This window comes from Enterocloster bolteae, from assembly GCF_002234575.2.
In the GTDB taxonomy this organism is placed as follows: Bacteria; Bacillota; Clostridia; order Lachnospirales; family Lachnospiraceae; genus Enterocloster; species Enterocloster bolteae.
On record NZ_CP022464.2, the window covers coordinates 2,017,800 to 2,031,279 of the forward strand.

General features: G+C 43.8%; 12 protein-coding genes. All 12 read left to right on the forward strand.

Annotated elements, in window-relative coordinates; translation table 11 throughout:
* Window positions 1-51 precede the first annotated feature (51 nt).
* The 12 genes from CGC65_RS32475 to CGC65_RS31260 all read left to right on the forward strand — a co-directional run bounded on the left by CGC65_RS32475 (window position 52) and on the right by CGC65_RS31260 (window position 13,458).
* Window positions 52-327 carry an MptD family putative ECF transporter S component gene (locus CGC65_RS32475; protein ID WP_320945420.1) on the forward strand — a complete coding sequence of 92 codons (276 nt, stop codon included), beginning with the start codon at window positions 52-54 and terminating at the stop codon, window positions 325-327.
* A 236-nt stretch (window positions 328-563) separates the two neighbouring features.
* Entirely contained in the window at window positions 564-914 is a 351-nt protein-coding gene (locus CGC65_RS09530; RefSeq protein ID WP_002565662.1) for a DUF6176 family protein, read from the forward strand.
* A 1,452-nt stretch (window positions 915-2,366) separates the two neighbouring features.
* A complete protein-coding gene (locus CGC65_RS09540; RefSeq protein ID WP_002565661.1) occupies window positions 2,367-3,488 on the forward strand; it encodes an ABC transporter substrate-binding protein in 1,122 nt (373 codons plus the stop codon).
* Window positions 3,489-3,528: 40 nt separating this feature from the next.
* Window positions 3,529-4,305: a nucleotide-binding protein gene (locus CGC65_RS09545; protein ID WP_002565660.1), complete on the forward strand. Its 777-nt coding sequence runs from the start codon at window positions 3,529-3,531 to the stop codon at window positions 4,303-4,305.
* On the forward strand, window positions 4,302-5,627 hold the full coding sequence (locus tag CGC65_RS09550) for a nitrogenase component 1 (protein ID WP_002565659.1): 1,326 nt from the start codon (window positions 4,302-4,304) through the stop codon (window positions 5,625-5,627). Before CGC65_RS09545 ends, CGC65_RS09550 begins: the two co-directional genes overlap by 4 nt.
* Window positions 5,628-5,666: 39 nt before the next feature.
* Complete coding sequence (locus tag CGC65_RS09555) at window positions 5,667-6,851, forward strand: nitrogenase component 1 (protein ID WP_002565658.1); 1,185 nt, start codon at window positions 5,667-5,669, stop codon at window positions 6,849-6,851.
* Window positions 6,851-7,897 carry a FecCD family ABC transporter permease gene (locus CGC65_RS09560; protein ID WP_002565657.1) on the forward strand — a complete coding sequence of 349 codons (1,047 nt, stop codon included), beginning with the start codon at window positions 6,851-6,853 and terminating at the stop codon, window positions 7,895-7,897. The genes CGC65_RS09555 and CGC65_RS09560 overlap by 1 nt, the downstream gene beginning before the upstream one ends.
* The gene (locus CGC65_RS09565; protein ID WP_002565656.1) at window positions 7,894-8,706 is read left to right on the forward strand and encodes an ABC transporter ATP-binding protein; all 813 of its coding nucleotides are present in this window, start codon (window positions 7,894-7,896) and stop codon (window positions 8,704-8,706) included. The genes CGC65_RS09560 and CGC65_RS09565 overlap by 4 nt, the downstream gene beginning before the upstream one ends.
* Window positions 8,703-9,296: a class I SAM-dependent methyltransferase gene (locus CGC65_RS09570; protein ID WP_002565655.1), complete on the forward strand. Its 594-nt coding sequence runs from the start codon at window positions 8,703-8,705 to the stop codon at window positions 9,294-9,296. The genes CGC65_RS09565 and CGC65_RS09570 overlap by 4 nt, the downstream gene beginning before the upstream one ends.
* Before the next feature lie 678 nt (window positions 9,297-9,974).
* The gene (locus CGC65_RS09580) at window positions 9,975-10,214 is read left to right on the forward strand and encodes a hypothetical protein (protein WP_007036483.1); all 240 of its coding nucleotides are present in this window, start codon (window positions 9,975-9,977) and stop codon (window positions 10,212-10,214) included.
* 1,992 nt (window positions 10,215-12,206) lie between these two features.
* The gene (locus tag CGC65_RS09590; RefSeq protein WP_002565652.1) at window positions 12,207-12,617 is read left to right on the forward strand and encodes a sigma-70 family RNA polymerase sigma factor; all 411 of its coding nucleotides are present in this window, start codon (window positions 12,207-12,209) and stop codon (window positions 12,615-12,617) included.
* Between the two features lie 676 nt (window positions 12,618-13,293).
* On the forward strand, window positions 13,294-13,458 hold the full coding sequence (locus CGC65_RS31260) for a hypothetical protein (protein ID WP_002565651.1): 165 nt from the start codon (window positions 13,294-13,296) through the stop codon (window positions 13,456-13,458).
* The last annotated feature ends 22 nt before the right edge of the window (window positions 13,459-13,480 follow it).

The window sequence follows — 13,480 nt, forward strand, 5'->3', positions numbered from 1 at the left end:
GGGACGGGGTGACTGTTTTTGAACACGATGCTTATTAGTATTTAGTTCGTTGTGGATACCATCTGCATAGTGAATGGTTTTCTAAACAGGGTGCTGTCCGTTAGAATTCTCATGTTCCTCAGTACTCCGGTTTACATGCGGATGGTTAGCAGGGAAAATAAAAGATTTGTCCTTCTGACCTATAATACTATCCTTGGTCCCTGCTTCTTTATGTTTGGCAACTGGTTTATTGCCCCGTATTGTATGTTTATCGGGTTACTCAGTGAAACATTTTATGGAAACAGAGACATTGTCATAATACCAAGAAATTTGATGCAACCTTTGTAGGAGGAGCGAGTAGAGAAGATGCGGTTGCTATTAAAGAATATGGGGCTGTACGAATATCACATTGTACATCTGGCTATTTTGTCTGACGCATTGAAAGTGGCTAGTAGCAGTGAAAAACTGTGCTCATACATGCTCCGAGGGTTATGGAAGAGCGCTGTAAATATTGTTTTTCATTCTGAGAGGGAAGAAAACATATCAAACAAAGAGTTAAAACCAATACAGAAAGAGGTGTTTCCATGGATATTGTGTTATGGCGTATGAGAATCAAAGATGGCAAGGAAGAAAGAGCCCAGGAGTGGATTGCTTTTCTTCAAGAACATCAGGAGGAAGGAAATAAAACACTAAAAAATGAAAAAGAGCATTTGGAGATTTATTTTTTTAATCAAGAAAATGGGGCCGCATATGCCTATATGTTTGTATTGGCCGATGACTTGGACTATGCCGCCAAGATTGCAGAAAACAGCGGCAATCCATTGGATGCAAAACACATGGAATACATGAGCGTTTGTGTCGATTTGGAGGATTGTACACAATTGAGTCCTGTCTTGGCTTTGGGAGATTTTTCTGTGTTTCATTCGAAAAAATGATAAAAACAACGGATCATCCTTTTTTGCGATGGTCCGTTGTTTGATTATGTGCAAAAGCTACTACGGTGATTGATGCGAAAATATCATTTAGAAGAGTTTATACCGTTGCCAGATATCCTCAGAAAAATAAATACACTTTACTCTTTGGAACATTGTAAAAGACCTTTCAATTGCAGTTGAAGTCTGGAGATAGCATACCCATAATAATTCAAAAAACAGTCAACAAGTTTAGCGCTCAACTTGTTTGACTCATTTTGGAGTATAGGTTATGACAACTACTCATAACAAACGTGTTCTTATGCAGGAACAGATAAAACTTATTAATGAATGTCGCACTGACTGGTGTCATAAAAAAGGCATTGCGCTAAGTACTTTTTACAATTGGGTTAGCAAATGCTGTAAAGAATCCACTGATATTCTGGAACCTAATTATGGTCATCATGAGACTCCTCTGCCTAAACAGGATGTAGCCTTGATATAGTTTCGGATGCAGTTCTGGAATCGGCTGCAGCATTTCAGTAGCAGACTCCATTGAACTTTGACAATTCACATATGATCGAGGTTATTGTAAATGGTATTATAATCTGGCTCACGAATAATACAGATCCCATTCTCCTTACACATACAATCAAGTTACTGAGGATGCTGCCGTGTTAGGAGATATCTACGGTCTGGAAAGATCTACATTGTCTGTGTCTGCATCGACATGATGAAGTCCATTGATGGTTTCTGCGTTATTGTGCAAGAGCACAGAAACTTGGATACAAAAAAGAGAATTGTGCTGTTCTTGGCAACCTAATATAATGTTTGGAAAATCGCATTTTTGTGAGGACCTTCTCGTAGTACGGTATTTTCTGCTACCACGTCTTCGTACCTTTGGGCTATGAAACAATCGGTAAATAAAAAAGCAATTGCCAACATGATTGATGGAAATATCCATATATCAGACATAAGAGACTTGAGAGCACAGAGAATGAGCGCTGTGTTTGTCAATGACAGAGCTAACATAGTAAATAAATAAACTTCAAAGAATCATACAATTGTTGCCAACCACATATAAGCAAAACTACTCGCCAGTATAAGTAAGGAGTTTTTATTGCTGCTCTGGTTTGTATATTTTGCGTTGCTGAAATCAATAAAAGTAAGCAATTTTTATATAATCTGACAACATGATAATTTCCCTTATAGAGATGCCACGTTCTTAAATGTTGCTATCCCGAGTTTTTTGGACGGTTCCAGGATTGTTTTGTAGAATTCATTCGTGCGCTGATATATTAGATATTTGGTCAAAAACGAAATTAGGTATTGACATTTTTGGATGGAAGTGGTAAAGTCAAAAAAGTTAGTATAGACTAACTTATGGGGGTTATATTTCGTATTCCAAGCGAGAGACTTTTTTAACAGAATGGTTAGCTTAAACTAACTATTTGATTGACAGAAGGAGGACTGTAGATGAAAACAAGAGTATTATCTCTGTTATTGGCGTGTGTACTGGGATTATCTCTGTGTGCCTGCTCCGGTGGAGGACAGATGGAAACTTCGATAGCAGAGGATTTGTTCACTCAGACAATTGATAAAGAGGATAGATCCGTGCAAGAGAGTGATAAAATTGTGATCACTGATCAGCTGGGACGCACCATTGAATTTGATGAACCACCCCAGAGGCTGGCTACAACAATCATGCCATTCCCTTATATCTTCTACGCTGTAATGGGGAATAATGATTACATGGTCGGTTGTAATCCTTCTTCCGTGATTGCCTACGAAGATAGTACGCTGCGGCATATGTATCCTACTATGGCTAAGGTTGACACAAGTTGGGTGGACACAAGCTTCGTAGTCAATATAGAGGAGTTACTGAAGCTGGAACCCGATGTGGTTTTTCAGTGGAACTATATGACCGAAGAGATCGAAAAGATGGAAAACGCAGGTCTGAAGGTCATTGCACTCCAATATGGCACTATGGACGATTTGGAAACTTGGATTCGCATTATTTCCTCTCTGTATCAGCAGGAAGAACGCGGAGAAGAGTTGATCGATTATTTCTATGCTCAGGTGGCGGAGGTAAGTGATAGAGTTGCCACTCTGAACACTTCTGAATTCAGAAGCATCCTACAGCTTTCCGACAATCTGAAGGTTGCTGGTCAGGGATTCGGCTACTACTTATGGGACAACAGCGGTGCCATCAATCCTGCGGCAGACCTGTCTGGCGAAGAGCTGAATGTTGATATGGAGCAGATCTATTTGTGGAACCCTGAGATCATATATATCGGTAACTTCACCGATCTGCAGCCCTCCGACTTGTTGGAAAACAAGCTGGAAGGTCAGGACTGGTCCCTTGTTCGGGCTGTCAAGGAAGGCGAGGTCTATAAAATTCCTATCGGTGGATACCGCTGGGATCCCCCTGGAGTTGAAACCCCTCTGACGATCAAATGGATGGCCAAAATCCAGCATCCTGAGCTTTTTGCCGATATGGATATGGAGACCGAACTGCGTGACTTTTATCAGGAGATGTACGGATTCACGCTGACAGATGAGATGGTGGTTGAGATTTTGGGTGATACTCAGAATTAAATAAAACTTACTTAAACTTTATGCGGGGAAGTGTGAATTTATGAGAAAGATTGCGTTTTACGGAAAAGGCGGTATTGGGAAGTCCACCCTAACCTCATCCATTGCCGCGGCGATTGCAGGAATGGACAAACGGGTCATGCAGATAGGCTGCGATCCCAAAGCGGACTCCACTTTAAATTTGAGAGCAGGTCAGGAACTTACCTCGGTAATGGACGTGCTGCAGGCATACGGCGGACTTTGCCCCAGTCTTGATGCGATTTCTGTCAAGGGGTATCGGGGGATCGTCTGCGTGGAAGCCGGTGGCCCCACGCCTGGAAGTGGTTGTGCTGGTCGCGGCATTATCAAGACCTTTGATACTCTGGACGATTTTAATGCATTTCAGGTTTATGCCCCGGAATATGTGTTCTTCGATGTGCTTGGCGATGTGGTATGCGGTGGGTTTGCAGTTCCCATTCGACAGGGATATGCTGATGAGGTGGTGATTGTGACCTCTGGCGAGAAAATGGCGCTATATGCTGCCGCCAATATCAAGAAGGCCTTGGACAACTTCCAGGAACGCGGTTATGCTAAGCTCCGCGGAATTGTTCTTAACTGTCGAAATGTCCCCGATGAGGTTGCCATCGTTGAGGATTTTGTGCAGCGGATTGGAACAGAGATTATTGGTGTTGTCCCGAGAGATTCAGACATTCAGAGAGCCGAGGAGCAAAACATGACCGTGGTCCAGATGGATTCTGAACTTCCTGTTTCTCAAACCATCATCGACATCGCCAAACGCATTATGGTACCTGTAGAGGAACAGAAGGAAGGTGCTGTATGAAAAAAGAACTATATCACCTGACAATCGCGAATCTTGACCCTGCCGCGCCGGAATTGGGCACTAAAGGCAAAGTGGTCAGTGGACCCTGCCTTCATTACAGCGCACCCAGTGCGGGAGGATGGGGAATTGTCCGAACCGCGATGCTGGTACCGGAAAGTGTATTGTTGTTCGTGGCACCGCATGGTTGTGGCCGACATGGCTCCGTTTCCAGCGTACAGCTGGGATTGCGCAGCCGCATTCGTTACATGGATATTACCGAGGAAGATTTGGTCTTGGGTAGCCATATGGACCGCATTCCTGCTGTTGTAGAAGACATTCTGAGTTGTCTACCGAAGCGTCCTCCTGCATTCTTTATCTGTGCCTCCTGTATCGATGATTTATTGGCCTCTGATTACAAAAATCTGTGTCTCCGTCTAACTGAACGGTATGGGTTGCCCTTTGTGGATTGCCACATGAATCCCATCACAGCCAATAGCAGTATGCCACCAGCTCTGAATATACAGCGCAGTCTTTATGATTTTCTCTGTAAGGAGAAGAATACGCGTGTTCCGAAAGACACGCTCAATGTGGTTGGACACTTTTCGCCTATTAATCCGAACAGTGAGTTTTTCTCCCTGATGAATGAGGTGGGGTTCGAAAAGGTGCTTCAGCTCAGCTCTTGCCAGACTTTTGAGCAGTTTATGGAAATGCGACACAGCAGTCACAATTTGCTCATCAAGCCCTTTGGTCGGGTCGCCTGCCAGGAGATGGAGCGTCATCTGGGTATTCCCTGGCATAAAGAGTTCATCCGCTACCATCCGGAAGGAATCCGCCGTGGCTATGAAGGGCTGGAGACCTTCCTGGAACGAAAAATTTCCTGGCAGTCCTGCTACGAGAGTTGCATGGATAGTATCTCTCAGTGGCGGAGGCGTTTGAAAGGCTTGCGGGTAGGCGTTGGAATTGGAGTTAACGGCTCTCCCTTTGAAATCGCCATGGCACTGGCTCTATGTGGAGTGGAGATCAGTTTCCTGCTCAGTGATGCTATTATGGAATATGAATGGGAATCGATCGCTCAGTTGAAGCGGAGTTTTCCCGATGTGCCAGTATATACCAGCTATCATCCGAGTATGTCTATGGCGGAAGCTGTCCCGGAAGAAGCAGATGTTACAATTGGTTTTTCCGCCTCCTATGTGTGCCCGTCTTCAAAATTGTTTACGTTGGACGCTGATGACCAACACTACGGTTTTGAAGCGTTTACTGCTCTCCTCCAGGGCGTGGAGGATGCTTTGAACAGTGATATTTCTGCCCGGGCTTTGCTCTACACCAAGGGACTTGTGGTGTAAAGCCATTTGTTTTCATAAACAATTGTTAGGAGGTTCTCTATGCGAGGTTTTTATTCGATTTTACCCACGCTGTCTCCGGATTTTTCTGGCGTATGTAGCACTCTGTTTGAATTGGGTGGTATTTTAGCTATTCATGATGCGGGTGGATGCACAGGCACTTACACTGGTTATGATGAACCTCGATGGTTTGACCAGCGCAGCCGGGTGTTTACATCTAATTTAGATGACGCCGAGGCAGTATTCGGAGATGATAGCATCTTTTTAAATAAACTTCTTTCTGCAGATGAATGGTTGGACAGCAAGTTTTTTGCACTGCTAGGTAGTCCTTCTCCTGCCGTGCTAGGAACGGATTATCGTGCTCTTGCCAAATTGGTTGAAAACAGAACAGGCAAGAAAGCAATGAGTTTTCCTACCAAAGGGACGGATTTTTACGATCGCGGCGTTTCAATGGCGCTTTTGAGGTTGGCTAAAACCTTTTTGCCTGAACACCGGACAGACGTGCTTCCTCGCTCGGTAAATCTCATTGGAGCCACTCCTTTGGACCTGACCCATCAGCGGAATGTGGATGTCCTTCGCAAGGTTTTGGAAGATGCAGGATTCACTGTTTGCTCTGTATGGGCTATGGGTAGCACTTTGGAGGAGATTAGCGGCAGTGTAAGCGCGGCCTGCAACATTGCTCTTACGGTTTCAGCCTTGCCCGTCTGCCGATACTTGGAGAGCAAGTATGCAATGTCCTGGCTGGCGGGAAGTTTCTCTGGCCGGAAACCCTTGCAACGGTTCCTGATTCAGTTAGAAAATCTCCTATCCGAGGTTCCAGTTCAGGAAGCAGAGGAGAAGACTGTTGAAAAATATGAAGGGCTTTGTGCATTGGTCATCGGTGAACAGCTCATGGCAAACAGTGTGCGGGAATCCCTAGAACTGGATAGAGAATTTACTTCCGTGGACGTTTGCACCCTGTTTGACGCAGACCAGCAGCTGATGCGTTCTGGAGATCAGGCTCATATCAGCGAAGCGCAGCTTGAAGAAAGAATTCGTTCTGGGCGCTATGATTTGGTTATCGGTGATGGCTTTTTCCGAGAATTGGATTGGGTCGACAGCCCCACCGGTTATGTGGAACTTCCTCATGTCGCAGTCTCCAGTCGCCTTGGATGGACCAGTCAGGTCTGCCCCTTTGGTGACAAGTTCCTGGAACTGCTGGATGCCGCTTTACAGGAGGGCGTGTGATGAGAAGTGCGCAACTGAGTCGAGCGAAACAATGTGCTATGGTATTGCTGTTGGCGATGGCATTGACCGGCGTGTTTCTGATTTTGTTATGTGTGGGGCGCTATTCGGTGCCTCCTTTGGAAGCCTTCCGAATTATGGGAGTAGCCCTCTTTCGGGATGGACAGGCATTGGAGGCGTTGAAGGCGGAGAATCCTTTTGGGGTTAGTGTTATTTTGGGCTCACGCCTTCCACGTCTGTTGATGGGGATGATTGTTGGCGCGGGGCTTTCTGTGGCGGGAGCTACATATCAGGCTATTTTCGGGAATCCGCTGGTTAGCCCGGACATTCTGGGGGTCTCCTCCGGCGCGGGTTTTGGAGCTTCTTTAGGTATTCTCCTGTCTACCAGCACCCTCATTATTCAGGGCTCCGCTTTAACGTTTGGACTGCTGGCTGTACTTATGGTTTTTCTGGTTTCAAAAGTAAATGGTCGGACGGAGTTGTTTACTCTGGTACTCTCGGGTGTTATTATTCAGGCATTGTTTGACGCACTGGTTTCCCTTATTAAATATGTTTCGGATCCCCAGGAAAAATTGCCAGCCATTACAGTTTGGTTGATGGGAAGTCTGGCCAGTTCTTCTTATAAAGATATCATCGTTTCGTGCGTGATCATCCTGCCCTGCATTGCAGTCCTTCTGACGCTGCGCTGGAAAATGAATCTTCTGTCTTTGGATGAAGAAGAGGCTCGTTCGTTGGGGGTCAACGTTCATCGTCTGCGCTCTGTTGTTATCGTGCTTTCCACACTGATGACCGGTGTGACGGTTTCTCTGTGCGGTGTGATCGGATGGATCGGTTTGGTTATTCCTCATGTTGGACGGATGCTTGTTGGCAATGACCATCGTGCATTATTGCCAGCCAGCGCGCTTCTTGGTGCGCTCTACCTGCTATTGATTGATACTATTGCCCGTACTGCCACCGCGGCGGAGATCCCGCTTTCCATTCTAACCGCGATCATTGGAGCGCCTTTTTTTGCGTGGATGCTACGAAAGACTTCAGGAGGTTCCACATGATTTTAGAGGTAAAAAACGGTTGCTTTTCCTACAACAGCCGGTCTATATTGTCCGGTATCTCCTTCGAGCTGGAAGAACATAAGGTCATGACGGTTCTGGGCCCAAACGGAGTTGGAAAAACCACGTTGCTCAAATGCATTATGGACTTTCTCCATTGGCAGCAGGGGGAAACCTTTATTGCGGGCCAACCCCTGCGGACTTATAAAGAAAAGGAACTTTGGCAAGTGATCAGCTATGTACCGCAGGCGAAGCGGAGCGTGTTTTCTTACCGTGTGCTCGACATGGTGGTAATGGGCCTGAACGCGAGCCAAAACTTTTTTAAGGTTCCTGATCAATCGCAGTACGATCAGGCAGAGGAGCTTCTGAACTTGCTAGGGTGTCAGAAACTTATTGACCGATACTGCAATCAGCTCTCGGGAGGAGAGCTTCAGATGGTGATGATCGCCAGAGCGCTAATTTCCAGACCTCAGCTTTTGGTGTTAGATGAGCCGGAATCGAATCTGGACATGAAAAACCAACTTCGCATTCTGGATGCCATTGAGCGTGCTTCGCGTGAAATGAACACCGCTTGCCTGATCAACACGCATTTTCCAAATCATGCCCTTAATATATCGGATCAGACTCTAATGCTGGGACTGGGACAGAAAAAACTGTTTGGTGCGACAAAGGATTTGCTTAACGAGGAAAATATTGAGCGATTCTTTTCTGTACGTTCCAAAATCGTTTCTTTTCAAGCAGATGGTCAGGAACACCAGACCATTTTTCCTTACCGTATTGCTTCTCACAGCAGAGGAGGTGGCATAACATGATTCCGTTTAGCTATGATATTATGCAACCAATGTATCCGCTCCTGATCCAGCAATTTCTGGACGATTACAATCTGTCTGCCGGTGTGGCTTTAGATATTGGAACAGGACCTGGAAATCTGGCGGTTGAGCTGGCAAAAGTAACAGCAATGGACCTGATTTTGGTGGACATTGACGGCGAAGCGCTTCGGACCGCACAGAGCCGCCTGTTTGAATTGGGGGTGGATAACCGAATTTCTACCCTGTGCGCTGATGTGGAAAAACTGCCTTTACGGGATAACCTGGCGGATTTTATCATGTGTCGTGGTTCTATCGGCTTTTGGCCGGTTCCCGTCCAGGGAATAACTGAAATTTATCGGGTACTGAAGCCTGGTGGATGTGCCATTGTCGGCGTGGGTGCCGGGCGGTATATGCCGGAAACCATGCGCCGCAGGATCTATGAGTCCATGTCTGCTTCAGATAGAACAACTTCCCCCCGCCAATATACTCTTGAAGATTACGATGCCTTTGCCCGTCAGGCCATGCTGTCGGATTACCGCGTCATTATCGAGGATGATATATCCAAAGGATGTTGGTTGGAAGTAAAAAAATAGAAAATTCCATCGTTTCAGGAGCACTGCCCGACACCGATGGAGTTTTTTTTTTACAAGATAGGAGAGGTTGTATCAAATATCCGCGCTTATGTTCGTCAGGATAAGTGGGAACGCGCGATGGATAAATTTGTGATGACCAGTGCTGAAGATTGGCAACAAGATAAGAATACTACAGGATGTATATCTGTACCGTTAGTGTCTGTTATCAAGATATCCAAAATTATAGAAAGCTCCGTTAGCTATGCTCACACTAAACAGTGATGTTTTGACTCCTCGTAAAATTGCTTGGAACGGTTGTTTTGTGATCCATTCCCGTAGCGCCGAAGCCACGATTAGCAAGTTCAGAAAAGAGGGAAGACAATGACCAAAGTGGTGCAGATGACTCCAGGTAATCCTGTTAATGACCACTTATATATCTGGCAATATTGATCATAATGGGGCCGGGAGAGTTTGGCTGAGCACGATCAAATCTATTAATACAGCCTCACTGAACTATCCGTTTCCCATGCTCACGTCAGTATGCTCCTTTAAAGGCAAACACTCCGATTTTTAAAATTATACGAATAGTTTCCAAATAAATCATATTCTGGGGAAGCTCTGATGTTCATTTTACTTCAAAACGTTATGGCATGAAAATTGATGGAGCTGCATATGTAACAGTGGATTCGCAAATCGCGTATGCAATGGCTTCTCTTTGGTATTTTAAGCGAAAAAATAAGAATTAATGCAATTCGCATTGAAAAAACGCTTTTCTCGGGAATCATTGGAGTAGGTTTTTCTGCGATGCTGATGCAGGTGACGATACTGGTACAGCAAAACGTACTTTATAATCTTGCGGCGCAGCATGGCGGAGAGACATGGCAGATTATACTCGGCGTGGCATACCGGGTAGTGCCTTTTGCATTTATTCCTTTATAGGACTTTCTCAGGGATATCAGCCAGCGGTCGGAACCAATTACAATACAAAACAGTGCGACCGGGTAAAGGATATTACGGAAGTGTCTGCAATCACAGCAATTTTATTAGTGTTTATTTGCTAACTGACGATTATGTTAGTACCGAAGACAATTCTCTCTATGTTTATTACAACGCCGTCCGTAGTGGAACTGGGAGTAGGAGATTTCCGTCTGTTTCTACTGTAATATATTTTGTTGGGAGTCTGAACTGTGGTTCTGCCACTGATACAGTCTCTTGGCAGAGCTACGCGAGTGTTCTGGTTATTTTTCGCCAGATAGCTATCTACATACCTGCGGACTATCATCATGCCTTATATTGCCGGATTTGGTGTATATAGCGTATTTGCTACTCCGATTATTATTGATATGACAGTTTTTATTGTTGTGGATGGTATGATGCTAACTGAATTTAGAAGAATGGATGTTTTAAAATTTACTGGAAGATAAAAAATTTATGGAGTCATTTATACAACGCTACGAATTTTTATGGTCGAAACAAGTACATAAAAAGGATGATTGTTTTATGTGCAGAATAAAAGGTTTTAGATGATTTGGAGATCAAGTGTAGTGCTGGTTTGGTCAATAGACAAGGAGTATTATCCCATAACAGTAGGGAAGGTTATACTGCTTTTCTTGATAATTACCAGGTTGATCTACAAAAATTACTTTTATCTGTGAAGAAATTGGTATGAGTAAAAAAGTTGATATATACATAATTTTGAGATTTTATACATTTATATATTGCGCAACAAAGATTATTATTAAGTATAATGATTTATAAGCGCCTTGCTTAACAAAATACTGTTTTGGCACTCCATAACCAGAGAAAGTTTCTGGGCTGGAAATGTATCTGGAATGATTCTAAGATAAAAAATTATAATTACGTATTTGCATTTAGCTTTGGGAATGCAGGATAAAATAATCCGTATAATAACTACAGACTTTATCAAATTTTTAAAAGAGCAATTGTTAACTAAAAAACTATCCTCTACAGGGATAACGAAAGGTGCACTACCCTCCAATTACCCATTAGATGGTGAGTAAGCATTAAGAAAAGACTTAAAAGGCTCCGTGATAAAACTAAATTTTTGTTATATGAGGTTGTGGGCCCCTTCACTTTTTCCTTTATAGGAGTGAAGGGGCTTGTTTAGTTCCTGTTGTTCCTTGAAAACTTTATATTCAACGATTTCGCTACGTTAGCTGTCTAGCGCGAATACGGCAATTGGTATAGAAAGACTTCTCTGTCAGCTTACAGGAGCTATGATGTCCTGTTACTCTATTTATATGTGTAGATTGAGACAGAATAATTTAACTCCGAAAAGTTATGCCGTTTGTTAAAAAGTAATATGAAAATATAGAATTCGTCATCTTATTATGAAGACTATATAGTAGTTTGCAGAGATGCATTATTTGTTAATATTCAGTCTGAGTGATTGTTATACCGTTATTCAAGTTTTATAAATAACAGATTAGAGTAAAATAACAGGTTTTTTAAATGTTAATGAATGTGATTTTGACATATAAAAAAATCGACAATAAGTAGGAAATATAATTAGGTAGGTGGCTTATTTAATAGTAGTTAATAAGTTTAATTTGAGCTCCTTACCTTATTTGTAATGATTGGTCATTTTTCATACATTGGATTTAGTAGATAAAAACATGAAGAACAGGTTTTACTGACATGGTCATAAAGAACAGATCTCCTTGAGTACAGCTGATGTACGGGAAGTTTGATATGTTGGTTTTTCGCTGCTTCTGTTAGATGTAGAGATGTCTAATGTTTGAAAATTGAATGTATTTAAAACAGACAAAAGATAAGAAAAAAAGGCAGGAATCCAAGGCTGATAATTTACTCAATCAGCATTTTCTTTGCATTTTTGCTCAAAATACCAGGTGTCGTTCACCTCCGGATTTGTTCTTCATTTCATATTTTAAGAATTGGAGGACAAGCCCTATGGCGAAAGAAAGGATTTATACCATTATTGTACAGAGAGAACGTGTGGAAGTGAGCAGAGAAGTTTATTACGCCTATCATAAAGCCCGTGAGGCGGAACGATATCAGAATCGTGTCATTCGGCAGATCGAGATGTCGCTGGAACGGTTCCAGGAGGAAGGGGTGAACGCGGAATACCGTGTGGTCCGTTCGGCTCCAGGAATTGAGGAGGAGATGATCCGGGCCGAAGATAACCACAGACTGTACCAGGCGCTGGATGAACTGAATGTGGAGGAACGCCTGTTAATTAATGCTTTGTTCTTTTCTGGGATTACGGAAGGCGATCTGGCAGCCCGTCTCGGAGTTACCCAGCAGGCAGTGAGTAAGCGGAAGAAACGGCTTCTGAGAAAGCTCCGTGAAAAAATAGAATAAATTTTTTGTTTTCTGAGGTTGTGGGCCCCTTCACTTTTTCCTTTATAGGAGTGAAGGGGCTTATTCAGTCCCCGTTGTTCCTTGAAAACTTCATATCCAGCGATTACGATACGTTAGCTGTTCAGCGCGAAAGCGAAAGCGGCATAGAAAGATACGCCACGACCACCTGCAGGATTTCTAGTATTCTGTCAATCCGACCATATCGAAGGTGCAGAGCGGTTTTTTCTGTTCTGGAAATGGCCCGTGGCCGGGCCATCCCGCCATGACCTGGGCAGCCTATGATGATACTTCCGTCCAGTCACAGCCCCTCTTGACCGAGGGATCACGCAATGAGGGCGGCAGCCGGAGATCCCGGCTGGGGCAGCAAAAGAAGCTGTGCCCATGACGGCCTTGCCAGGGCCGGTTGTAATCGACTGCCAGGCTCCGGGGAGGTGTGCCGAATAGGAGCATGATGTATCAAATAAAAATGAAATGAAGAACAAGTACGCTTTTATACTGTGTGGCGGCGGTTGTTTCTTAACCGCCGCCATCAAATACAGTTTATCGGAACAGTGAACTTTTGTCAGATTCGCTAAGAGTACCATCCATTTTTATTGGATATAGCGATAGCTGTTTTAGGATAATTCAGATATGTTGTGGTATAGAAAGAATAAACCATCAGAGGAGGAAGCAAATCATGAGGAATGATCGCAAAAAGACCGTGGCAATGTATATTCGATTTGGGAGAGCAGAATCGTCCAATCACAGCTCTTGCAAACGCGACAGCATCGACTGGAAACAGATGTGGGAGGATTATCGAAAGGAGCTGAAAAAATATCCCTTGAGTAAAATCCGGCTTTAAAAGAGAACTGGAAAAACTACAT